We start from the raw sequence: 21,932 nt of genomic DNA on the forward strand, positions 1-21,932 counted from the left end.
TCGTTGAGTGTTGTTGGTAGTGCAGTAGATTCAGCGGTTTGCGCGCTGGTAGGCGGTAACGACGGCGGCACCACCGAGTCCGATGTTGTGCTGCAGTGCGGCGGTCACGTTCTCGACCTGTCGCTTGTCCGCGGTGCCGCGAAGCTGCCAGGTCAGTTCGGCGCACTGCGCCAGACCAGTCGCACCCAGCGGGTGGCCCTTCGAAATGAGCCCGCCGGACGGATTGACAACCCAGCGACCGCCGTAGGTGGTGTCGCTGTTATCGATCAACTTCCCGGCTTCTCCCTCAGCGCACAGGCCGAGGGCCTCGTACAACAGCAACTCATTGGCAGAGAAGCAGTCGTGCAGCTCGATGACCTGGAAGTCGTCGGCCCCGAGGCCCGACTGCTCGTACACCGACTGGGCCGCTTTGACATTCATGTCGTAGCCGATGATGTTCTTGCACGTGCCGTCGAAGCTGGACTCGAAATCGGTCGTCATCGCTTGCCCGACGATCTCGACGGCATGGTCGGCGAGACCGTGCTTGTCGACAAAGGCCTCCGAAGCGAGAATCGCGGCACCGGAGCCGTCAGAGGTCGGCGAGCACTGCAACTTGGTCAACGGGCTGTAGATCATCCGCGAGTTCTGGATGTCGTCCAGCGAGTATTCGTCCTGGAACTGGGCATACGGGTTGTTGACCGAGTGCTTGTGGTTCTTGTGCCCGATCTTCGCGAAGTGTTCCAACGTGGTCCCGTACTGCTCCATGTGCTCACGACCGGCAGCACCGAACATCCAAGGGGCGGGCGGGAAAAGCACCTCCGAGATCTGCGCCAACTTCTCGAAGTGGTTGGCCATCGGCTGCTCACGATCCTCGAACGTGGTGCCGAGCGATCCGGGCTGCATCTTCTCGAAGCCGAGCGCGAGGGTGCATTCCGCGAGACCACCCTTGATCGCGCGGGCAGCAAGATAGAGCGCGGTCGATCCCGTCGAACAGTTGTTGTTGACGTTCGCTACCGGGATACCCGTCATGCCGAGTTCGTAGACCGCCCGCTGACCGGACGTCGACTCGCCGTAGACGTAACCGACGTAGGCCTCTTGGACCTCGCGGTAGTCGATGCCCGCATCAGCGAGCGCCTTGGTGCCGGACTCGCGCGCCATGTCCGGGTAGTCCCAGTCCTTCGAACCAGGCTTCTCGAACTTCGTCATACCCACACCGACGACATAGACCTTGTTCGCCATTGAACGCCTTCCCTCTGCGTATCCAGGCGGTCGATCGACCGTTCCTGGCCTTGCGAACTAACATACGCGCCTGCATGTATCTAAACAATGTGGCGTGGAGCACACGACGCGAAGCCCGCCGGTCACCTCCCCGCCGCCGTTCCCTCTCGCCGCCGTCCCCTCTCGCCGGTCACCTCCCCTCCGCCGGTCACCTCCTCGGCCGCACCCCGACTAGGGAGTCGCACCGAAAATTGGGCCCGAATTTCGGTGCGACCCCCTAGTCGGGGTGCGACGCAGAGGTCGACGACCCGACGTTGACGGGTCCAGACGTCGACAACCCCGACGTCGACGGGTCCAGGAGTCGACACAGGCGCGCGGCGACGTGCCCCGCACCACACTCGCGAGTAACAGAGCATCCGCTCTGCTATAGTCGGTCCATGCCACGCCCCCGCATCCACGATCTCGACGCCGTCTTGGACGCCGCCGAGTTGCTGGCGGTGCAATCCGGCCCGGCTTCGGTGACTATCCGAGGGGTCGCGGCGACGACGGGCATGTCGAACGGCGCGATTTACCACAACTTCGGGTCGCGCGCAGAGTTGCTCGGCCGCACCTGGTTACGCGCGGCGACCCGGTTCCTCGACGGTCAGAAGATCCTTGTCGAGGAAGCGCTTGCGACCGCCGGACCGGTCGACGCCGTCGTCGCGGCGGCGGATGCGCCTGCCGTTCTCAGCGAGCAGTTCCCGACGTCGGCGGCGCTGCTTCTGAAGGTTCGCAGGAGTGATTTCCTCGGCGACGACGTACCGACCGACATCGCGACCGCAATAGCCGGCACAGACAAACAACTCGTCGACCTGATGATCCGACTCTCGTCGAATCTGTGGGACCGCAGAGACGGCCACGCTGTCGATGTCATCACGACCTGCATAGTCGATCTGCCCACCAGCGTTCTGCTGCAACGGGATCGACTACACAATCCGGTCGCCCGCGAACATCTCCGGGCGGCTGTGCGCGCCGTTCTCGCAGTCGGCCCACCACCACGTCAGAAATCGAAGTAAGGAGCATGACATGTCCCCCACCCTGAGCTACCACGAGAAGATCGCTGTCCTCGATCTCGGTACCGATGAAAACCGTTTCTCGCCAACATTTCTCGACGAGGTGAATGCACACTTGGATGCTGCCCTCGCCGAAGGCGCGCAGGGTCTTGTCACCACAGCTAGCGGAAAGTTCTATTCCAACGGTCTCGACCTGGATTGGCTCGGCGCGAACGGCGATCAGGCGCAGTGGTACGTCGGACGCGTCCAAGCACTACTCGCCCGCATGCTCGCGTTGCCGCTACCCACTGCGGCCGCGCTTCCCGGCCATGCGTTCGGCGCCGGCTCGATGCTTGCGATGGCGCACGACTTTCGCGTGATGCGTGCCGACCGCGGCTTCTTCTGCTTTCCCGAGGTCGACATCCGGATTCCGTTCACCAAGGGAATGGCGGCGCTGATTCAGGCGAAGCTGACTCCCCAGGCCGCAGTCGCGTCCATGACGACCGGACGTCGTTACGGCGGTACCGACGCTCAGGTGGCAGGGATTGTCGACGCGACCGCCGGCGAAGGCGCGGTGACCTCGGCCGCCGTCGACCTCCTGCTGCCTCTCGGTGGTAAGGACCAGGGCACGCTCGGCGCGATCAAGCAGACGATGTTCGCCGATGCAATCGCCGCATTGATCGACGTCACCTGACAATCAGCAGTACTCGTAATCGTCGAGCGAAAAGGTCTCGGCAGCCCGGCGTGCCTGCGCGGGCGTAGTCGGCCGCAGTAGCGAGAAGTCGCCGTGATGGTCGAGGTAGTACGTGTTCGACGTTGCACAGGTCGGGGACCCGATCAGGGTGTTGCGTGACCGCCCGCGAATGAACTGAAAGAAGCGCTCGTTTGCCTCCGGCCGCACCGCAACAAGATTCGCCCCGCGACGGGCCGCTTCCTTCAGCACCCTGACGATGTGGACCGATTGCGTCTCGACCATCTCGTGCCAGGATCCCCCGCTCCACGAGTACGGACCGAAGATCGAGAATGCATTCGGAAGCTGTGGCAGGCTCACACCCTCGTACGCCTGCAGCGGGCTGTCCTGATAGAACTCCGCGAGGTCGAACCCGTCCCGTCCGGTAACCGGCCGCTTCCGGTAGACGTCCGGCGTTGTCGACGTCTCGAAGCCGGTTGCCAGCACCAGCACATCGAGCTCGTGCTCACGACCGTCAGCAGTCACGATGCCAGTCTGCGTGATCTCCTCGATCCGCTCGGTGACAAGTTCCACGTGCGGTTCGGTGAAAGTCTTGTAGTAGATATTCGAGACGCTCGGGCGCTTGCAACCGAACCCGTAATCCGGCGTGAGCTTCTCACGCAACTGTGCGTCCGGAACTTGCGACCGCAGATAGGCGCGACCGACCGTCATCGGAACGGTCGAAAGAAACGGCAACTGCGCCCCCTTCACCGTCACGCCGTAGATCCCGATCCCGAACACTGCCGAGACCGCACGGTACGTGAGGCTGAGCAACCCCGGGACCCGGCGCAGCGCGGATTGGACGGCGGGAGCGATTGTGAGGTCAGGTTTTGGAAAGACCCAGATCGCACGCCGTTGGAATACCGACAGGTGCCCGGCTGCCTTGGCGACCTGGGGAATCATCTGCACCGATGTCGCACCGGTTCCGATAACACCGACGCGTTTGCCGGTGAGGTCGTAGTCGTGATCCCAGGCCTGCGTCTGAATTACTTTGCGAGAAAACGTGTTCAATCCACGGATGGCGGGAAGCTTCGGTTCGACGAACGCGCCGAGCGCAGCGATGACGAAGCGCGCTGTAGTCGTCGTGCCGTCCGCGAGATCGAGTTTCCAGTAGCGATTCTCTTCGTCCCACGTTCGTGCCATTACTTCGGTGTTCAGGCGGATCTGCCGGCGGAGGTCGTATTTCTCGGCGCAGTACTCAACGTACTGTTTGACCTCCGCACCCTTGGGAAAGACCCGCGACCAGTTCGGATTCTTCTCGTACGAGAACTGATAGCTGATCCCGGGCACGTCGGTTGCCACATCCGGATAGTGGTTCGCCCGCCAGGTCCCGCCGATGTCGTCGGCACGTTCGAAGATCACGAAACCCGACATGCCCGCTCGGCGCAACGCCATCGCGATGCCCAGTCCCCCGAACCCGGCACCGATGATGACGATCTCGAAATCTGGCGTGCTCGACGTCGACGTCATATGTCGAACGGTATGTCATTTCTACGTCAACGCAAGGGTGCGGGACGATTTCGCTCTCAGAAGACCCATCTGTACGCGTCGGCAATCTCGTCGTCTGTCCACCCGGCAATCCGTGCCGCTTCGGCGCGTCCGACGGCGACGAGAGCTTCCGACACGGCGGCGCCGAGGGCCGCCCGGAGAGGACCGGACGCCTCGAATCGGTCGATGGCCGCACCAAGGGTGGTGGGCAAGCGCGGCACAGCCTGGTCGGTGTCCACGAGACGGGCGGGATCGCCGGTGATCTCCGGTGGCAAATGCGCATTGATGGCGACGCCCTGCGCGCCGGCAGCGAGGATTGCGGCGAGCAACGCATAAGGATTCGCCGCGAGGTCGACGCATTTGATCTCGACGTTCGCCGACCGATCGCGAGTGCCGATCATGCCGTTCACCAAACGGACTGCGGCTTCGCGTGTTTCGTAGCCCCAACACGCAAAGACGCCCGCCCAGCGCGAGGGCTGGAGACGCAGGTAACTGGCCGGACTCGGTGCCGCAACCGCAAGCAGTGCCGGTAGTGCGTCGAGGATGCCCGCCACGAAGGCTTCGCCCTCGGCAGTCATTCCGTAACGCCGATCGCCACCGGCCAGCAGGTTCGATTCGCCGCGCCACGGCGACAAGTGAACATGCCCACCGTTTCCGACGCCGCCGGCGAACACTGCCGGCGAGAAGGACACGCGCAGACCGTGCCGCTGGGCAACTGCCCGGATCGTCTGCCGCACGAGAACACTGCGATCTGCTGCGGCAACGGGATCGAGCGCGCCGACCGACACCTCGTACTGGCCGACGGAATACTCCGGGTGCAGCTGATCGACGGGGATATTCTGCGCTGCAAGTACATTCAACAGATCCGCGCAGAAGTCGGACTGTTCGATCAGCCGGGTCATGCTGTAGGCGGGCCCGCGACAGGCGGGGACGAAATCGTCGGATTCGATAGCACGACCGAGCGCGAACTCGATCTCGATCGCCGCCAGGGCCTCGAGGTTCGGACTTTCCTCGACGACTCGGCGCAAGACGCTGCGCGAGCACGTCGGGTAAGGATCGCCATCGAGAGTTCTGCGGTCGACCGCGGCCCACGCCCAACCAGGCTGCGCCGCAAGCACAACGACGCTGTCGAGATCCGGCACGAGCCGCACCTCGCCGTCGGGACCGCCCAAATGCTCGCTGACAGTCGACGAGTCGTCAGCCAGGAACGTGTCGAAGCAGGGCGACATGCCGACGCCCTCCGCTGCCGCTGCCTCGAGTTTCGCGACCGGAACCGTTTTGATCCTGTTGATGCCGACGGTGTCGACCCACGACAGCACGATGCCGTGGACTCCCCTGCCGATCAGATCGTCGACTATCCCGCGCGCTGACGTTGTCATGGCTCAATTGAAACCCAATTTTTCGGGGGTAGCCTCGAAACAGTGACCTCCGCACAACTACTGACCGATGGCTTCGAACGTATTCGAGATGTCGTGGTTCGCACCGTCGATGGACTTTCGCCGGACCAACTCGGATTTCGCATCGACGGTTCGGCAAATTCGATCGCTTGGCTGGTCTGGCATCTGACGAGGGTGCAGGACGACCACGTTGCCGACGCCGCGGGCACAGACCAGGTGTGGACGTCGGCGGGGTGGTCCGACCGCTTTGCCCTGCCGTTCGAGTCAAGCGCGACCGGTTATGCACACGACTCGGAAGATGTTGCAGCAGTGGTCGCATCGGGTGAATTGTTGCTGGGCTATCTCGAAGCCGTGCACGAGCAAACGATCCGGTACGTCGAGACGCTCACCGACGCCGACCTCGAGCGCATCGTCGACCGCCGGTGGGATCCCCCGGTAACTCTTGCGGTCCGGCTGATCAGCGTCATCTCCGACGACCTGCAGCACGCCGGCCAAGCGGCGTTCGTTCGTGGCGTGCTGGAACGGTCGACGTAAGCGCCTCCGCCCCCGCTCCTGTCAGTTGCCGAAGACCGGCAAGCCGACCGGTGAGCACGAGCAAGATCGCGCTTACAGGGCCCGTGAGCTCCGGCCCGTCGCCGACAGTCCACTCCGTATCGGTGGCGGTGAAGCGGTACCCGCTGAGCGGTAGGTTGTCGAACACCTTCGCCTTACCCTTACCGCGGTACGCCCACACACGCGAAGCGGCGACAGCCGCCGCAGCAGTCGGCATCTCGAGCTTCCGCCCGAGCGGAATCGCGATGTCCTGCCCGTGGACGAGGTTGTCGATCAGGGTCTCTCGGTAAGTCACTCCGACGTTGTGCCGCCGATGACCGACCGTAGCTCGTATCTGATCGGTCAACACGTCCGTCGGCAAAGCGGCTCGACGCCGCGACGATTCGCGGATTATGCGATTGACACCGCCGGGATACCGAAAAGTCGTCGCGATCATCGCGATCGCAGCCCCCAGCGTCAGCTCTTGCAGCGTGAGGTGCGCCGCAACGTCACGCACTGTCCAGCCCTCGCACAACGACGGTTGGCGCCATTCGTCGTCGGACAAATCCGCCAACATATCGGCAGTGCGAGTGCGCTGTACGTCGATCGCCATCCAAACATCGTGCTCGTTTAGCGCGTCGGTCATTCTGCACCACCCTGGCCGGAATAGTAGTACGGTATTGGTACTATTTTAGTTCGAGTGCAGGACTAATACAAGGGTGCAAATGACCGCAGAACTCAACGTTGCATTGCTTATGTTCATTGCACAACGCGCGGCGGAGAACAGGATTCTGGAGGCCGTGCACCGCGCCGGTTTCTCCGATATCACCTTGGCGCAGGCCCGTCTCGGCGCACGCATAGGCCAGAACGGAACGCGACTCAACGAGCTCGCCGAGCAGGCCCAGATCGCCAAGCAGACGGCGACGTTTCTCGTCGATCAGCTAGAGAAGGCCGGCTATGCCGAACGAACGCCCGACCCCACCGACGGCCGCGCGCGGCTCGTTCGGATGACCGAACGGGCAAACGACCTCCTCGAGGTCGCGCGCGCCGAAGAAGCTCGAATCGAAGCAGACTGGACCGCCCACATCGGCGTTCGCCGAATGAAACACTTGCGCGAAGCGCTCACAATGCTCCGCGAAATCACCGATCCCTACTGGACTCAGGGAACGTAGTTCATCGGTAGCCGCTTGACGCCGTTGATCCACCCTGACCGCAGCCGCTCTGGCTCGGCCAGCTTCGATAGGTCCGGCATGATGTCGGCAATCGCGTTGAACATCAGGTCGATCTCCATGCGAGCGAGATTCGCGCCGATGCAATAGTGCGCTCCACTTCCGCCGAAGCTCAAGTGCGGGTTCGGGTTACGCATGATGTCGAACTCGAAAGGCTTGTCGAACGCCTCCTCGTCGTAGTTCGCCGAACTGTAGAAGAGGCCGACCCGCTGGCCTTTCCGGATCGGAACGCCGCCGATGTCGGTATCCCGCCGGGCAGTGCGCTGGAAGCAATGGACGGGCGTAGCCCACCGGACGATCTCGTCGACCGCGGTCAGCGGTCGTTCACGCTTGTACAGCTCCCACTGGTCGGGATGATCCATGAAGGCGTTGATTCCGTGCGTAATCGCATTCCGCGTTGTCTCGTTGCCCGCGACCGCGAGCAGGATGACGAAGAACCCGAACTCGGTCTCGTCGAGCGAATGACCGTCGACGTCCGCGTTGACCAGGGTGGTGACAATATCGTCGGCCGGGCATCTTCTGCGCTCCTCGGCCATTTTGTACGCATACCCGAGAATCTCCGCATTCGCGACTGCAGGATCGTCGTCATACTCGGGATCATCGGTGTTCATGATCTGGTTGGTCCAGTGAAACAGCTTGTCGCGATCGGCTTCCGGCACGCCGATCAAGTCGGCGATTGCGAGCAGCGGTAGCTCCATAGCTACATCCGCTACGAAGTCGCCCGACTTCTTGTCGGCAGCAGCAGCGACAATGTCGCGAGCCGAGGACGCCAGCTTTTCCCGCATGCTCGCCACCCCGCGCGGTGTGAACAACTTCGAAACCAGCTTGCGCAGCCTTGTGTGCTCGGGCGCATCGTGGTTGATGAGCAGGGCCTTCGTCACTTCGATGAGGTCCGGGGTCATACCGTCGAAGAATCGCATCACGACGCCGTTCTCGTTCGTCGACCAGAGGTCGCCGTCTTTCGAGATCGCTTTGATGTCCTCGTGTTTGGTGATCACCCAATACCCACCATCGGTGAATCCGGACGCGCCTATGGGCTGGGCATTCCACCACACCGGCGCCGTTCGCCGCAGCTCGGCGAACTCGGCGATCGGCATGCCGTGCGCGAGCAGATCGGGGCTGGTGAAGTCGAATCCGTCCCCGAAGGGACACAGGGAGCTGGCAGTCATCGAGACAACCTTTCGATCGCACGGCTGAACACGTTCCATCAACTCGACCATACATCTTTGACTTACCGTATGGCCATCATCTGCCGGCAATCCTGAGTAATGTTCGAACGATGCGCACACATGGGTGGGGCGGCCAGGTCCCCGCTGACGATGACGAGGCCATCTCCCGAATCATCGAGGCCACCCGTGCCACCATCGACAGCAAGGGTGAGCAGACCGGGATCGCGGACGTCGCAAGGCACCTCGGCGTCACCCGGCAGACCGTCTACCGCTACTTCCGCAACACCGAGGACCTCCTGTCGGCCACCGCGCTGCAAGCGACCGAACCCTTCCTCGCCACGTTGGCCCGCGAGCTGCGATCGATCACCGATCCAGCCGAGGCAATCATCGAAGGCATCGTGACCGTCATCGATCGGCTACCACACGAGCGCTACCTCGGCCTCCTGCTGCGGACGCATCACACGAGTTCGTTCGCCGTCCGCATCACCTCGCCCACGGCCCGCCACTTCGGACGCTCGATGATCATGCTGCTCGGCGTCGACTGGGCGGGAGCAGGTTTCACCGATACCGATATCGACGACATCGTCGAGATCGTGCTCCGGACTATCCAGTCGCTGATCCTCGATCCCGGCGATCCGGAGCGAACCGCCGACGAACTCCGGGCGTTCCTCTACAAATGGATCCTGCCGACGATCGAATCGATGGCCGGCTACACCGACCCGAGACCGAGTTTCATCCCCGCGCCCGCGTCGATGAAGAGTTGCTGACCGGTCACATACCTCGACTCGTCGGACGCGAGATAGACCACCGCATGGGAGATGTCCGCCGGCGCAACATACGGGACGGGCATCGACTGCATGAACGGAAAGGTGACCTCGGCGTCCTCGCGTGTCGGCTCGCTCAGGTCGGGCCGAAACGTCTTGTACATCCCCCGGTTGTGGAGCATGTCAGTATCGACGTTGGTCGGGTGAATCGCATTGACCCGAATCGAACTCGGCCCCATCGTGAGAGCCAGCGACTGCGTATAGGTACGGATCATCTTCTTCGCGAGTCCGTAGCCGTCACCGCCCGGACCTTGCAGTGCTTGTTGGCCGTTGAACCCGGTCTGCGGTACCAAACCCGCAACCGATCCAGTCACGATCACGGACGCACCCGCGCGCAGATATTGCAGGCCGGCATGCACTGTGTTCACGACGCCGATAAAGTCGACATCGAACGCGTCGACGAAGCCGGCGACCGGAATGTGGTTGCCCAACGGGCAAATTCCAGCATTGGCGACGACGATGTCGAGTCCGCCGAGCCCGGCCACCGCGGACGCGAGCGCACGCTGCAACCCGACCCGATCCCGCACGTCGACCTTGTCGGTGATGATCCGCCGCCCCGACTTCTCCACCAATGTCTTGGTTTCCTCGAGATCAGCCTCGGTCGCCAACGGGTACTCGTTGGTCTCGATGTCTTCGCAGATGTCGAACGCGATGATGTCTGCGCCCTCGTCGGCGAGAGCGACGGCATGACTGCGTCCCTGGCCGCGCGCCGCACCGGTCACCAACGCGACTTTTCCGTTCACTCGGTTCATGATTCTTCCGCCTTCACCAGGGGTTTCTGGACTTCCCACGCCGGGGCTTGCGCACCGGCAAACTTTCTCGCCCACCGGTAGTCCGGTTTACCGCTCGGTGTGCGGACCACGTGGTCGGCGACCCAGATCCGGCGCGGGATCTTGTACCCGGCGAGAAGTTCGCGGGTGTGCCGCTCGAGGTCCGCGAAGTCGGCATCCGGCCCCGCCAGTTCGACGACCGCCGCCACCTGCTGTCCCCACCGCTCGTCGGAGACTCCGATGACGATGACGTCGTAGATGTCGCCGTGCGCCTTGACGACGCTCTCCACCTCTTCCGCGAACACCTTTTCACCGCCCGTGTTGACGACCATATTGCCGCGACCCAGCAGGGTGATCGCACCGACCGCGTGGACGCGCGCCCGATCTTCGGTGATAACCATCCGTACGCCGTCGACGGTGCGAAACAGCTTCTCCGACTTGACCGGATCCTTGTAGTAGCCGATGGGAACGGCACCGGTTTTTGCCAGCCAGCCTTCCTCGCCCACGCCGACAGAGTGGCCGTCGTCGTCCACCACTACGGCCCCACGACCCGTCTGTACCTGCGCGCCGGCATTGGGCGCACTCCCCTTCTGCGCGAAACCGATACCACCGAAACCTGTTTCCGATGAACCGATCGAATCCGACACCATGATCCCCGGGAAGGTATCCAGCAGACTGTCCTTGAGCGGTTGCGAGAACAGGGCAGCACCGGAGGCGATAACGAACAAGCTCGTGCGGTCCACAGGCTGGTTGCGGAAGGAATCGACCAGCGGGCGCGCCATGGCATCACCCGTGATGATCATGATCTGCGCACTGTGGCGCTGCACCGTCTGCCAGATGCGATCCGGATCGAATTTCGATTCGAAGATGACGGTGTTGCCCGACCACAACGCGGTGAACGTGGGCATCATCGCCGATGCGTGCATCAGCGGCGGCAGTGCGAACCAGCGCGTCGGCTCCCCTGCCGCGCCGACGCGTGACTGCTGATATTCGTCGGCCACAGGCTCGTTCGTATAGAAATCTATGCCGCCACCGAGAACCCGCCACATGTCTTCCTGCCGCCACATGACGCCCTTCGGCCGGCCGGTCGTGCCGCCGGTGTACATCATGAAGAGGTCGTCGGCTGTGCGCGGCCCGAAGTCTCGCCCATCGCTGCCGGCCGCGAGCGCATCCTCGTACGGCACGGATTCGCTCGCCTGTCCTGCGCCGCCCTGATCGTCCTCGACGACGATGCAATGGCGCAACGCCGGTACCGAAGGCAGCACCTCGGCTATGCGTTCGGAATAGCAGCGATGGTGGACGAGCCCTTCGAGATCTGCGTTCTCGTACACATAGCGCAACTCGTCTCGGGTGTAGCGGTAGTTGATGTTCACCGGCACAGCGCGAATCTTGTAGCAGGCGATGAGGGTTTCCATCGTCTCGATCGAGTTGTGCATATGGAACCCGATATGCGAGTTCTTGCCGAAGCCAGCCGAAAGCAGATGATGCGCAAGCCGATTCGCCCGGCGTTCGAGTTCGTCGTAGGTGATCTGGCGGCCGCCTGCGATGAGTGCCACACGGTCGGGCATCGCATCCACCGAGTGTTCGAAAAGGTCGGCGAAGTTATTGGCCATGGGGGCTCACTCTCTGCTTCGTGGCACTCAGATCACAATGAGGGGCAGTGGAATTCCGCGGTCGGCGAATACGAAATCTGCGCCGGTGCTGAACCGGGTGATGGCAACCTCGCCGGCCTCACGGAAGGCCTTGTCGGTGAGCGCAATTTCGAAGGTCGACGCGGAGCTCTCGGACGCGCGCGCCACGAACCGCGGGTTTACTCCGCGCACCAGCGCATTCAGCGGCGCCAGGTCCTCACCGGAAAGCATCGATGGCCAGGTACCGTCGATGAACGCACCGCAGTGCGGATCGATCCGGATCTCGAGCACGTCCGACGTCGTGATGCTGACGGCGACGTACTCACCAGGATTGAAGGCGGGGTGCAGTCCGAGCACGGCGGCCAACCCTTCGAGATCGTCACCCACGCCCAGAGCCTTGCGGATTCGTTCGGATGTCAGTCCGGCGATCCCCGCGAACTGCTTGCGGCCGATGTCCATTGCTTGCTTTTCGTCGGCGCGGGCGCGGACTGCAAGCATGAAGCCGATCGTGAGAAGGTGCTGCTGCAGACAAACTTCCTCGGCCATGCGGACCAGTGCCGACTTCGAGAAGTCCGCGAATCTGATGTCACTGAGCAACGGACCCGAGTAGTCCGGATTTCCATCGTCGTCCGGATCGATCGACCGCAGCACCACATTCGCGGCGGCCGAGGCGCTGACACGGTCGGCGTTATGCGGGATCGGAGGCGGCACATGATCTACATCGATCTTGACCGTCCAGGCGCAGTGCGGCTTCCGGCCCGCCGGGCTGCGGGGTGGCCGGTGAATCGGCCGGACCTGCGCGTATTTGTTGGTCGCCAGTGCAGTCGCGTCGAATGTCGGATCCTCGATGTCGTGACACATGGACACGACGAAGTCGTGGCCCATCGGCTCGACATCCATGAGAGCGCCACAGTGGTCGAGCCAGAATTCACCGTTGTCGTGGTCGTCGATGCGGTAACGGAAATCCATGAATTGCGGTGGCGCACCGATGTCGAGCTGCAGGCCCTTGAAGATCGTCTCGACGCTGTCACCCTCGAACCGCAGCGCTTTCTGCATTCGCCTCGTGTAGACGGGGCTCGCTACCTGCCATTCCTCGATCGCGACCTGCGTCATACCCTCGCGGCCGAACGCACCGAGCGAATGCGCCATGCCCGACCGGTCGATCAGGTGGCCGCACAGCAGTAGCTCCGGGAGCAGGACCGCAAGTTCCTCTCGCGAAAGCCGGTCGAACGAAACGGTATTCACCACAAACTCGCCGGAGATTCGCCCACCTTGTACCAACCCGGCAACCGCTTACCCGACATCGATCGCTCGATCCGCTTCTGCATTCCGCCGGACAACGCGTTCTTCTGAATCATCTCGAAAAACAGTGCGGACACGTTTCCGAAGTCGAAAAAGTCTCGCTGCCAGGACCATTGGAAATTGCTGCCGTAGCGGAACCAGCTACCACCGATCCCTTCGACCGTGAAGCGACTGCCGTCCTCGCGCGTGCGCTCGTTCATCTGCTTCCAGAAACCGATGACGTCGCCGCTGCGTTCGTCGATCACGAACTGCTGGTACGGATACTCCCAGCCCTCGAGCCCCATCATCTCCTGGCCGAGTGCGAGCTCGCGGATCTCTTCGCGTCCGACAGCCATGAATTCTTGTGTGGGACCGTAATTCCAGCCGTATGTCGCGTCTTCGGTGTACATGTCCGCGAGCGGCTTCCAATCCCCCAGCTTCTCGCAGCGCTTGTTCTCGTCGATCCAGCGCTGGACCATCTCGTCGAGCTCCGCGCGGTCGTATCCGGTCATTCTCGTTCATCCTTCGAAATCGTGGAGTCGCCGTCGTCGACGATCATCAGTGCTTGGGTGGGACAGAAACGGACGGCATTTTCGACGTCCGCAAGAAGTGCATCCGGCGGTGTCGCGTCGAGGATTTCGACCTTCCCGCGCTTCGGTACGACGAACACGTGGGGTGCCTCCAACTCACACATGGCGTGCCCCTGACACAGATCGAGATCCACGACGACCTTCATCGCCCGCTCCTGCGCCGATACCTCACCTTGCACGGCTGCTGCAGCTGCACGACCATCTTGCTGTGGTCGTTGCGGTAGCTATCGGGCGATTGGGCGAGTTCGAATTCCCAGTCCCGCAACAGAACCGAGAAGATGGCCTTGATCTGCATAGTTGCGAAGGCCGCGCCTACGCATCGGTGCTTGCCCGCACCGAACGGGATCCACGTCCAGCGGTTGACCAGGTCTTCCTGACGTGGCTTGTTGTAGCGGTCGGGCACGAAGCTGTCCGGGTCGGGGAAGTCCTCTGCGATGCGGTTGGAAATTGCCGGCGACGCGGCAACCATCTCCCCCGCATCGATCCGATGGCCGGCAACCTCGAACTCGTCCTTGGCCACCCGCATCAGGATGATCAACGGCGGATGTAACCGCAGCGTCTCCTTGATGACGTTCTCCAACCGCGGAATCTGGCGCAGTGCATGGAAACTCACGGCTTCGCCGTCCGCGTAGAGCTCGTCGAGTTCCTGTGTGACCGCAGCCATGATCTCTGGGTGCCGCAGCAATTCGATGAGCGTCCACGAGGACGTGCCCGAACTCGTGTGGTGCCCGGCAAACATCATCGAGATGAACATGCCGGTGATCTCGTTGGCGGAGAAGCGAAGATTGCCGTGTTCGTCCTTGATGGTGATCAGGACGTCGAGCATGTCGCGGTCGGCCTTGTCCGGGCGTCCGGCGGCGATGCGGCCGTCCATGATCTCCTGCACCAGCGCCACCAGGCCGACACGTGCCTCGTCGCGCAGCCGGAAGCTCTCGATGTCCATATAGGGGTCGACGTAGCACAGCGGATCGGTCCCGCGCTCGAGTTCGTGGTACAGGTGCGCGAACCGGCCGTCGAGTTGCTCGCGAAACTTCTTGCCGATCAGGCACGCCGACGACGTGTAGATGGTCAACTCGGCGAAGAAGTCGAGTAGATCGATTTCACCTTCGTCGCTCCATGATTCGACCATCCGGCGCACTTCGTGCTCGATGGTGGCGGCATGACCCTTCATCTGCTCGCCGCGCAACGCAGCATTGTGCAGCATCTCTTTACGGCGTTCCGGGTCGGTGTCGAACACCACCCCCTCACCGAAGATCGGCGTCATGAACGGATATGCCGCGGCCTGGTCGAGTTCGTCGTCCGAGGACCTGAAGAAGAATTCGTTCGCTTCGGCGCCGGACAGAAACACGACGTGCTTGTCGGCCAACCGGAAGGTCCCGACGTCACCACATTCGGCGCGAACGCGCTTCATGAGCGCAATCGGATCTGTACGAAGTTCTTCGAGGTGACCGTGCTCGTGCTCACCGCGCGACACCATCGATGGCTTGACGATCGTCATTGTGCGTCCTTTCGGAGCGGCGCTTCGGGCTGCACCTCGACGAGTACGAGATGCGCACCGCGTGGTGCCGAAACCACAGCGACAACTGCTGCGGCGATGTCGGAGGCACGGAGGAAGTACGCGTGCCTGGCGAATCCCCACTTGGCCCAATCCTCGAGCAGGGCTGCCACATCGTCCTGGGGAGCGTTCCAGCCCATCGCGGTCTGTGTCGGGCCAGGACGAACGATGGACGACCGAACCCCCGTGCCCTCCAACTCCATTCGCATCTGGCGGCCCATTGCTTCGAGGCCCATCTTCGCAGCGTTGTACGCACCCATTCGCGGCCGCGGCGAGTCCGCACAATCAGAACCGATCAAGACGAAATCGCCGCGCTGCCGTTCCAGCATTCCGGGCAGGATTCTGTGCACGAGGCGATGCGCTCCCACGAGGTGCACCTGCACCTGGGCCAGGAACCGCTCCGGATCCATCGCGTGCGCTTGCCCGAACTCGAGATCACCGGCTCCGGACACGGCGATCTCGATCGGCCCGAACTCGTTCTCCGCGGCAGCGACGAACTCGTCGACCGAATCCGTCTGTGCCACATCGAGATAGTGGGCAAAGGCACTACCGCCGTTTGCGCGGATCTTCTCGGCGATCGTCTCGCATTCCTGGACGCGCCGTGCGCCCAGCGTCACGGGATGCCCGAGTTCTGCCAGCGCGATCGCCGTGGCTGTCCCGATGCCCGACGACGCACCGCTGATAACGGCGTGTCTGCGAACAGGATTCGGCTCGAAACGTGGCATCAGTTGCTCTCCAGTTCGATCGGTAGATTTGCGAACCCACGCACATTGGTCGAGTGCACTCGCACGATTCCGCTGTCCTCGAGGCCGTACGCCGGGACCTGGGAGGCGAACTCGTGCAACGCGATAACTGCTTCCAGCCGCGCCAGGTGCGCACCGAGGCAGAAATGCGGTCCGGCTCCGAAGCTGATCAGCGCATTTTTGCCGCTACGACCGATCGTGTACGCGTCCCCGTCGTCGAAAACCGCATCGTCGCGATTGGCGGAACCGAGCAGGATCAGAACTTTGTCACCGGCCCGCATGGTCTCTCCGTGATACTCGATATCTTCTGCGGCGGTGCGAGCCACGATCTGACTCGACGTGTCGTACCGCAAAGTCTCCTCGACCCACTCCGGCACCAGCTCCGGATTCGCTGCGACCTTCGCATACTCGCCGGGGTTGCGCGCCGCCCAGAACAGGGCATTGCCAAGCAGTTTCGTCGTTGTCTCGTTGCCCGCGACCACCATCAGGAACATGAAGCCGATGATCTCGTTGTCGCTGAGGCGATCGCCGTCGATCTCGGCTTCGAGCAAAGCCGAAATGAGATCCGTGCCAGGATTCTTGCGGCGCTGCGCGAGCATGTCGGCGTAGTACGTGAACAGGCTGATCGACGCTTCCATCGCCGGCATCGGGACGTCGAGCACGCCTTCCTCGCGATGCACGACCAGATCGGCGAGGCGCCGCAACTCCGCGCGATCGACTTGTGGAACGCCCATCAACTCGGAGATCACGTCCATCGGGAGCTTCCCGGCGACTTCGGTGATCCAGTCGAAGTTTCGCGACTCGAGAGCAGGTTCCAAATGTTGCCTGGTCAATTCCGTTATCCGCGGGCGCATTTCGTTGACTCGACGAGGGGTGAACCCTTTCGATACGAGTTGCCGCATGCGTAGGTGCCGGGGATCGTCCATTGCAAGGAACGACATGACCTTGTGCGCGTGCGGTCCATAGGCGGCGGGGTCGAGCGATACGCCGTTCGCACTGGACAGGCGCTTCGCGTCACGGAATGCCGCACTGACGTCGACGTGCCGCGACAACGCCCAGAACCCCAATTCGTCGTTGCGGTAGATCGGCGCTTCCTCACGCAGGCGCCTGTAGGTGGGGTACGGATCCTCGTGAAAGTCGTAGTCGTACGGATTGAATACAACCGGCTGTATCGACGCGGTGGTCACCGAGCGCCCTCCATCTCTGTCCTGATCACATGCAACTGGACACATGTCTGGACATTACTACAGGCACTAGCGCGAGACAAGGCTGGCCACCTCCGCGATCGTCCACGGCGGCGCGTCGGAGTGGCCGCGATAGCCGAGAAATGACGGCGTCGGCCGATCGAAACTGCCGAGGAAATTCCCTGCTGCGACGAAGATTCGGCCCGTGACCTCAGCTGCACGCTCACTCGCGAGATACGCGTAAGCCGGAGCGACGTACTCGGGTGGCGCGGCATCGAGAGAACCGCGCATGGTCGCCTCGTCGAGCAGCCCTCGTTCGTGGAGATCCCTGATGTGACGCTCGTACTCCGGACCGGTCGACAGCCGTGTTCGCGCGCCGGGGCACACGACGTTCGCACGCACATTCCGGTCTCTCAGCTCGGCGGCGATCGCCATCGTCAGGCTGTTCACAGCCCCCTTTCCGGCCGGATAGCCGGTACCGCCGTAATCGCCCAGGAACGCGAACGAGCTGGTGTTCACGATCGCGCCGCCGCCGTGCGCCACCATCCTGCGCGCAGCGAAACGACAGGTATTGAACACCGTCGTGAGATGGGCGTCGATCAGGTCCTGCCAATCCTCGGTAGAAATGTCCAAAATCGACGAGTTGGCCGGCTCAGCGGTCCCCGCACAGTTGACCAACACATCGACGTGCCCAAACTCGTCCGCGCACACGTCCATCAGCGCTTCAGCGAGGTCGGCATCGGCGGGCGAGCCCGCGAAAGCGATGGCACTTCCACCCGAGCCCCGGATGGCTTCCGCAGTCGATGCGGCGACGTCGGCCGCTCGACCGTTGACCACGACTCCGGCACCCAATTGCGCAAGCAGCGCAGCAACAGCTGCGCCGATTCCGCGGGAGCCGCCGACAACGACAGCGCCCTTTCCCTCGAACAACCGGCTGTCGTCCATGCCGCTCCTCACGCAGTCGTGTGATCGCGTTCCGCGTCAGCAGTCTACGATCAAAATTAGAACGTGTTCCAGTAAATCCTGCGAATTGCGCGAGGAGTGCCGTGTCGACCCAAGTAGATTTCTCTCCGCTGCGTGGCGGACGTGGCATTTTGTTGATGGCGGCGGCGATCGGTCCCGATCTGACCGCCGCCGGATATAGCGAAGCCGAATACCTCGCGACGGGCACCGCCAGTGGCTATCGCACGTGCAGTCCGATGGCTTCCGACGGCCGGTTCGACCTCGAACCAGACGGCGGGACAGCCCACTTCGCAACGCGTGTGGTTGTGCGTAGACCCGCCGATGCCGCGAACTTCAACGGCACCCTCGTCGTCGAGTGGCTCAATGTAAGCAGTGGCCAAGACGCCGGCCCGGACTATTCCTACATGGCGACGGAGTTGGTCAGGGGCGGTTACGCGTGGGTGGGGGTTTCGGCGCAGTGGGCCGGGATCGAAGGCGGAACGCCCACGATCGCAGTGGCAGAAGGTCGGCAATCCGGCCTCGCCGAGATCGACCCAGACCGCTACGGCGGCCTGCACCATCCCGGCGACGCATACTGCTACGACATCTACACCAAGATCGCGCGGAGCATCACCGAGGCGGAGCCGTTGGCGGGCCTGCACGTCGATCGAAGGCTCGCGATCGGCGAGTCGCAGTCCGCGATTGCGTTGAGCACCTACATCAATGGCGTCCAGCCCTTGACAGAATTGTTCGACGGATTTCTGGTGCACAGTCGTGGCGGGGCGATCGCTCCGTTGGGCGATCCAGGACGTGGCGTCGATTTGCGTCCGGCTCTGCGCGGCACGCCGACCCAGATTCGTGACGATATCCCCGTGCCGGTGATCGTCGTGCAGACCGAGACGGACCTCTTCGGGCACCTCGCGTATTACCCTGCCAGGCAGGAGGATTCGAACTGGTTCCGACTATGGGAAATCGCAGGGACCGCTCATGCCGACAGGTTTCAGATCGGCCAGTTCGAGAAGTTCCTCCAGTGCCGGTTGCCAGTAAATCGCGGGCAGCAGGTCTTCGTATTGCGGGCTGCGTTGCGCGCACTCGACACGTGGGTACGAGTGGGTCAGCGTCCACCCTCGGCGCCGCGGCTCGAGGTCGTGCGCGGCACCGAATTTGCTGTCGACGCCAACGGCAACGTGCTGGGTGGCGTGCGAACGCCGGCGGTGGATGCGCCGGTGGCCGTGCTTTCTGGTGCGCCCGCCCCGGGGGCGTCGCCGATCTGCGAGCTGTTCGGCACAACGACGCCGCTGCCCGGCCTGGATGAGTTGTATGTGGACGAGGCGGACTACCTCGCGAAGTACACTGCCGCTGCCGATGCCGCGATCGAGGCGGGTTTCGTACTCGCCGAGGATCGGGCCGAATTGCTTGCGGCAGCGGAGCCAGAGCTGCTTACCCGGTCAACCGACCCTGTGTGACGAAGAATGCGATGAGGTCGCGCACAGTCTCGTCGGTCGGGCGCGGGTCGTGCCCGAGTTCACGCAGGGCCTTCGTACCGTCGACGATCGGCGAGGTCAGCAGCGTGTCGATTGCGCCTTTCGAGATGAGGTCCGAGCCGAAACGCGCACCGATAGGCTCGACGATCGGCACAACGCGTTCGACGAGTCGCAGCGGAAGCGCGAAGGCGGGTCCGCGTCTGCCGAGCACTCGGGCGGCCGTGCGGAACACCTCGATGAGTTCTGCTTCGTGGCCGGCGAGAATGTAGTTTTCGCCGGCTCTGCCCTTCTCCGACGCTCGGATCATGCCGGTGGCGACGTCGCGGACGTCGATCAGATCGAAATGTCCCGCGATCCCCAGGGGCATTCGTCCGTTGGCAGCCAATCGGACCATCGAGTTCAGCCGCGACGGCCCGTAGTCGACCGGCCCGAAAATGCCTGTGGGGTTGCAGATCACGGCGTCGAGTCCGCGCTCGACCACGGCCCGAACCGCAACCTCCCCGAACCATTTCGACCTGTCGTAGACGGGCAAGTCTGCGCGGGTGGAGCGTGCCGACTCTTCACTCAGCGGACCGACGAGGTTGTATTGGTCGTACGCATGCAGCGAACTGCAGTGGACGAACTTGCGCGCGCCGACCGTGAGCGCGGCCTCGGCGACAATACGCGCGCCTTCCGTATTCACCCGCCATGCAACCGGATCCTGTTGCGCGAGCGTCACCATCGCGACGAGGTGATAGACCACCTCGACATCGGTGAGTACGCGAACCATGTCAGCGGGGTCGAGGATGTCGGCCCGGAGCCAGCTGACATCACCGTCGGTGCGGGCAGGTGCAGGTACGCGGTCGATCGCCAGCACTTCGTGTCCCTGCGACGCGAGCGCTTCGACGAGATTCATTCCCAGAAAGCCGGCCGCACCCGTCACGGCAACGCGCATCACGTTCTCCTTCGTCCGTTGTTGCGTCAAGTATAGATGCGTCTAGACATCTGTCCAGACTAGTGTTTGCCGGTCGCTTGTGCCCCACAAGGCACTTGCCGACGAGGACTCTGGGGCGATGCTTCGGTAACCACCTACTCGGCAAGACCACCCGGCGCGTCGCGGACCGACACGCCGGACCACCCACACCGCCGCACCCCGACTCGGGAGTCGCACCCCGACTCGCCGACCGACACGCCGAGGCCCACCCGAAAAGGGGTGCGGCTGAGGTCGAGTCGGCCGGACGCATGCCGAACAGGCTCCCGCCGACGACCCCTCCCGCGCGATGCCGCGGTAACCACCTACTCGGCAAGACCACCCGGCGCGTCGCGGACCGACACGCCGCACCACCCACACCGCCGCACCCCGGCTCGGGAGTCGCACCCCGACTCGCCGACCGACACGCCGAGGCCCACCCGAAAAGGGGTGCGGCTGAGGTCAAGTCGGCCGTACGCATACCGAACAGGCTCCCGCCGACGACCCCTCCCGCGCGATGCCGCGGTAACCACCCACTCGGCGAGACCACCCGGCGCGTCGCGGACCGACACGCCCAACCACCCACACCCGCCGCACCCCGACTCGGGAGTCGCACCCCGACTCGCCGACCGACACACCGAGGCCCACCCGAAAAGGGGTGCGGCTGAACACGAGTCGGCCCGAACCGCCACCCGACTAGATCGGCGCCAACTGCGAAATCAACCACTCGCCGTCGACGTGTTGCATGCTCACTCGGAGGCGGCTACCGGTGGTGACGGCTTGGGGGTTGTCGATGTTCGTGGTCACCTGGTTTAGGAAGATCAGGACGTCCACTGTGTCCGGCGTGGCCGAAATGACCGCCGCCCCTTGCACACTGACCTTGACGGTGAGTTGCTTCTCCTTTGCCCCCGGGATTATCGAGTCCTGGATGAGCTTCAGGTACTCCTCCCGGAAGTCGCCGGTGAGGCCTTCCGCCGCGGTCGGCAAGGAACTTTCGGCGGTTTCGTAGTCGTAGCCGAGCATCGCGACGACCTTCTCGGACGCCGAATCGACGGCGCTCGTGCGCGCGTCGGCAATCTGCCGGTTGTCGATGTACGTAGACAGCGCAATGCCGCCGACGATGAGCAGCGCGACCAGCACGATCCCCGACAGGGCAAACAGAAGACCCTTCACCGATCTACCGAACGACGGCGGCCGACCGAACCCG

The 21,932-nt window shown here is 63.2% G+C and carries 22 protein-coding genes; 6 read left to right on the top strand and 16 right to left on the bottom strand.

Translation table 11 applies throughout. The annotated features are described in order from the left end of the window. Window positions 1-30 precede the first annotated feature (30 nt). Entirely contained in the window at window positions 31-1,218 is a 1,188-nt protein-coding gene (locus JGU72_RS13765) for a lipid-transfer protein (protein ID WP_199684435.1), read from the bottom strand. Between the two features lie 416 nt (window positions 1,219-1,634). On the opposite strand from JGU72_RS13765, the gene JGU72_RS13770 reads away from it, so the two are divergent. Together JGU72_RS13770 and JGU72_RS13775 are read left to right on the top strand one after the other, a co-directional pair. Then, the gene (locus tag JGU72_RS13770) at window positions 1,635-2,252 is read left to right on the top strand and encodes a TetR/AcrR family transcriptional regulator (protein ID WP_199684436.1); all 618 of its coding nucleotides are present in this window, start codon (window positions 1,635-1,637) and stop codon (window positions 2,250-2,252) included. 10 nt (window positions 2,253-2,262) lie between these two features. After that, a complete protein-coding gene (locus tag JGU72_RS13775; RefSeq protein ID WP_199684437.1) occupies window positions 2,263-2,922 on the top strand; it encodes an enoyl-CoA hydratase-related protein in 660 nt (219 codons plus the stop codon). A gap of 3 nt (window positions 2,923-2,925) precedes the next feature. Here JGU72_RS13775 and JGU72_RS13780 read toward each other — a convergent pair whose 3' ends face one another. Further along, window positions 2,926-4,428, bottom strand: coding sequence for a flavin-containing monooxygenase (locus JGU72_RS13780; RefSeq protein WP_199684438.1), 1,503 nt, complete (start codon window positions 4,426-4,428; stop codon window positions 2,926-2,928). Window positions 4,429-4,484: 56 nt separating this feature from the next. Beyond that, window positions 4,485-5,825 carry a type I glutamate--ammonia ligase gene (locus JGU72_RS13785; protein ID WP_199684439.1) on the bottom strand — a complete coding sequence of 447 codons (1,341 nt, stop codon included), beginning with the start codon at window positions 5,823-5,825 and terminating at the stop codon, window positions 4,485-4,487. Between the two features lie 42 nt (window positions 5,826-5,867). On the opposite strand from JGU72_RS13785, the gene JGU72_RS13790 reads away from it, so the two are divergent. Then, entirely contained in the window at window positions 5,868-6,377 is a 510-nt protein-coding gene (locus JGU72_RS13790; protein WP_199684440.1) for a mycothiol transferase, read from the top strand. Here the strand turns inward: JGU72_RS13790 and JGU72_RS13795 are convergent. After that, entirely contained in the window at window positions 6,307-7,020 is a 714-nt protein-coding gene (locus JGU72_RS13795; protein ID WP_199684441.1) for a maleylpyruvate isomerase family mycothiol-dependent enzyme, read from the bottom strand. The genes JGU72_RS13790 and JGU72_RS13795 overlap by 71 nt on opposite strands. 79 nt (window positions 7,021-7,099) lie before the next feature. On the opposite strand from JGU72_RS13795, the gene JGU72_RS13800 reads away from it, so the two are divergent. Then, a complete protein-coding gene (locus tag JGU72_RS13800) occupies window positions 7,100-7,546 on the top strand; it encodes a MarR family winged helix-turn-helix transcriptional regulator (protein ID WP_199684442.1) in 447 nt (148 codons plus the stop codon). Here JGU72_RS13800 and JGU72_RS13805 read toward each other — a convergent pair. Then, the gene (locus JGU72_RS13805) at window positions 7,534-8,772 is read right to left on the bottom strand and encodes a cytochrome P450 (protein ID WP_199684443.1); all 1,239 of its coding nucleotides are present in this window, start codon (window positions 8,770-8,772) and stop codon (window positions 7,534-7,536) included. The genes JGU72_RS13800 and JGU72_RS13805 overlap by 13 nt on opposite strands. 110 nt (window positions 8,773-8,882) lie before the next feature. Here JGU72_RS13805 and JGU72_RS13810 point away from each other — a divergent pair, with 110 nt between their 5' ends. After that, window positions 8,883-9,539, top strand: coding sequence for a TetR/AcrR family transcriptional regulator (locus JGU72_RS13810; protein ID WP_199684444.1), 657 nt, complete (start codon window positions 8,883-8,885; stop codon window positions 9,537-9,539). Here JGU72_RS13810 and JGU72_RS13815 read toward each other — a convergent pair. The 9 genes from JGU72_RS13815 to JGU72_RS13855 all read right to left on the bottom strand — a co-directional run bounded on the left by JGU72_RS13815 (window position 9,482) and on the right by JGU72_RS13855 (window position 18,295). Continuing rightward, a complete protein-coding gene (locus JGU72_RS13815; protein ID WP_199684445.1) occupies window positions 9,482-10,348 on the bottom strand; it encodes a mycofactocin-coupled SDR family oxidoreductase in 867 nt (288 codons plus the stop codon). The two genes, JGU72_RS13810 and JGU72_RS13815, sit on opposite strands and share 58 nt — an antisense overlap. After that, window positions 10,345-11,979: an acyl-CoA synthetase gene (locus tag JGU72_RS13820; protein WP_199684446.1), complete on the bottom strand. Its 1,635-nt coding sequence runs from the start codon at window positions 11,977-11,979 to the stop codon at window positions 10,345-10,347. Before JGU72_RS13820 ends, JGU72_RS13815 begins: the two co-directional genes overlap by 4 nt. Window positions 11,980-12,006: 27 nt before the next feature. Continuing rightward, entirely contained in the window at window positions 12,007-13,245 is a 1,239-nt protein-coding gene (locus JGU72_RS13825) for a hypothetical protein (RefSeq protein ID WP_199684447.1), read from the bottom strand. Continuing rightward, complete coding sequence (locus JGU72_RS13830; RefSeq protein WP_199684448.1) at window positions 13,239-13,790, bottom strand: Cif family virulence factor; 552 nt, start codon at window positions 13,788-13,790, stop codon at window positions 13,239-13,241. Before JGU72_RS13830 ends, JGU72_RS13825 begins: the two co-directional genes overlap by 7 nt. After that, window positions 13,787-14,014 carry a ferredoxin gene (locus JGU72_RS13835; protein ID WP_199684449.1) on the bottom strand — a complete coding sequence of 76 codons (228 nt, stop codon included), beginning with the start codon at window positions 14,012-14,014 and terminating at the stop codon, window positions 13,787-13,789. The genes JGU72_RS13830 and JGU72_RS13835 overlap by 4 nt, the downstream gene beginning before the upstream one ends. Further along, a complete protein-coding gene (locus tag JGU72_RS13840; protein WP_199684450.1) occupies window positions 14,011-15,366 on the bottom strand; it encodes a cytochrome P450 in 1,356 nt (451 codons plus the stop codon). Before JGU72_RS13840 ends, JGU72_RS13835 begins: the two co-directional genes overlap by 4 nt. Beyond that, window positions 15,363-16,148, bottom strand: a complete 786-nt coding sequence (locus JGU72_RS13845; RefSeq protein WP_199684451.1) for an SDR family oxidoreductase — start codon at window positions 16,146-16,148, stop codon at window positions 15,363-15,365. Before JGU72_RS13845 ends, JGU72_RS13840 begins: the two co-directional genes overlap by 4 nt. Next, entirely contained in the window at window positions 16,148-17,353 is a 1,206-nt protein-coding gene (locus tag JGU72_RS13850) for a cytochrome P450 (RefSeq protein WP_307828432.1), read from the bottom strand. The genes JGU72_RS13845 and JGU72_RS13850 overlap by 1 nt, the downstream gene beginning before the upstream one ends. 66 nt (window positions 17,354-17,419) lie before the next feature. Continuing rightward, window positions 17,420-18,295 (bottom strand): SDR family NAD(P)-dependent oxidoreductase, encoded by an 876-nt coding sequence (locus JGU72_RS13855; RefSeq protein ID WP_199684453.1) that lies wholly within the window; start codon window positions 18,293-18,295, stop codon window positions 17,420-17,422. A 101-nt stretch (window positions 18,296-18,396) separates the two neighbouring features. Here JGU72_RS13855 and JGU72_RS13860 point away from each other — a divergent pair, with 101 nt between their 5' ends. Beyond that, on the top strand, window positions 18,397-19,758 hold the full coding sequence (locus JGU72_RS13860) for an alpha/beta hydrolase domain-containing protein (protein WP_199684454.1): 1,362 nt from the start codon (window positions 18,397-18,399) through the stop codon (window positions 19,756-19,758). Here JGU72_RS13860 and JGU72_RS13865 read toward each other — a convergent pair. Both JGU72_RS13865 and JGU72_RS13870 read right to left on the bottom strand, forming a co-directional pair. After that, window positions 19,733-20,710, bottom strand: coding sequence for an NAD-dependent epimerase/dehydratase family protein (locus JGU72_RS13865; protein ID WP_199684455.1), 978 nt, complete (start codon window positions 20,708-20,710; stop codon window positions 19,733-19,735). The genes JGU72_RS13860 and JGU72_RS13865 overlap by 26 nt on opposite strands. Before the next feature lie 711 nt (window positions 20,711-21,421). Then, entirely contained in the window at window positions 21,422-21,898 is a 477-nt protein-coding gene (locus JGU72_RS13870; RefSeq protein WP_199684456.1) for a h domain protein, read from the bottom strand. Window positions 21,899-21,932 lie beyond the last annotated feature (34 nt).

It is taken from the genome of Antrihabitans auranticaus (assembly GCF_016481275.1).
Classification (GTDB): domain Bacteria; phylum Actinomycetota; class Actinomycetes; order Mycobacteriales; family Mycobacteriaceae; genus Antrihabitans.

What these genes read in the sequence shown, in the direction of transcription:
- JGU72_RS13765 (WP_199684435.1), bottom strand. Translation starts at nt 1,218, where the DNA reads ATGGCGAACAAGGTCTATGTCGTCGGTGTGGGTATGACGAAGTTCGAG.
- JGU72_RS13770 (WP_199684436.1), top strand. Translation starts at nt 1,635, where the DNA reads ATGCCACGCCCCCGCATCCACGATCTCGACGCCGTCTTGGACGCCGCC.
- JGU72_RS13775 (WP_199684437.1), top strand. Translation starts at nt 2,263, where the DNA reads ATGTCCCCCACCCTGAGCTACCACGAGAAGATCGCTGTCCTCGATCTC.
- JGU72_RS13780 (WP_199684438.1), bottom strand. Translation starts at nt 4,428, where the DNA reads ATGACGTCGACGTCGAGCACGCCAGATTTCGAGATCGTCATCATCGGT.
- JGU72_RS13785 (WP_199684439.1), bottom strand. Translation starts at nt 5,825, where the DNA reads ATGACAACGTCAGCGCGCGGGATAGTCGACGATCTGATCGGCAGGGGA.
- JGU72_RS13795 (WP_199684441.1), bottom strand. Translation starts at nt 7,020, where the DNA reads ATGACCGACGCGCTAAACGAGCACGATGTTTGGATGGCGATCGACGTA.
- JGU72_RS13800 (WP_199684442.1), top strand. Translation starts at nt 7,100, where the DNA reads ATGACCGCAGAACTCAACGTTGCATTGCTTATGTTCATTGCACAACGC.
- JGU72_RS13805 (WP_199684443.1), bottom strand. Translation starts at nt 8,772, where the DNA reads ATGACTGCCAGCTCCCTGTGTCCCTTCGGGGACGGATTCGACTTCACC.
- JGU72_RS13810 (WP_199684444.1), top strand. Translation starts at nt 8,883, where the DNA reads ATGCGCACACATGGGTGGGGCGGCCAGGTCCCCGCTGACGATGACGAG.
- JGU72_RS13815 (WP_199684445.1), bottom strand. Translation starts at nt 10,348, where the DNA reads ATGAACCGAGTGAACGGAAAAGTCGCGTTGGTGACCGGTGCGGCGCGC.
- JGU72_RS13820 (WP_199684446.1), bottom strand. Translation starts at nt 11,979, where the DNA reads ATGGCCAATAACTTCGCCGACCTTTTCGAACACTCGGTGGATGCGATG.
- JGU72_RS13830 (WP_199684448.1), bottom strand. Translation starts at nt 13,790, where the DNA reads ATGACCGGATACGACCGCGCGGAGCTCGACGAGATGGTCCAGCGCTGG.
- JGU72_RS13835 (WP_199684449.1), bottom strand. Translation starts at nt 14,014, where the DNA reads ATGAAGGTCGTCGTGGATCTCGATCTGTGTCAGGGGCACGCCATGTGT.
- JGU72_RS13840 (WP_199684450.1), bottom strand. Translation starts at nt 15,366, where the DNA reads ATGACGATCGTCAAGCCATCGATGGTGTCGCGCGGTGAGCACGAGCAC.
- JGU72_RS13845 (WP_199684451.1), bottom strand. Translation starts at nt 16,148, where the DNA reads ATGCCACGTTTCGAGCCGAATCCTGTTCGCAGACACGCCGTTATCAGC.
- JGU72_RS13855 (WP_199684453.1), bottom strand. Translation starts at nt 18,295, where the DNA reads ATGGACGACAGCCGGTTGTTCGAGGGAAAGGGCGCTGTCGTTGTCGGC.
- JGU72_RS13865 (WP_199684455.1), bottom strand. Translation starts at nt 20,710, where the DNA reads ATGCGCGTTGCCGTGACGGGTGCGGCCGGCTTTCTGGGAATGAATCTC.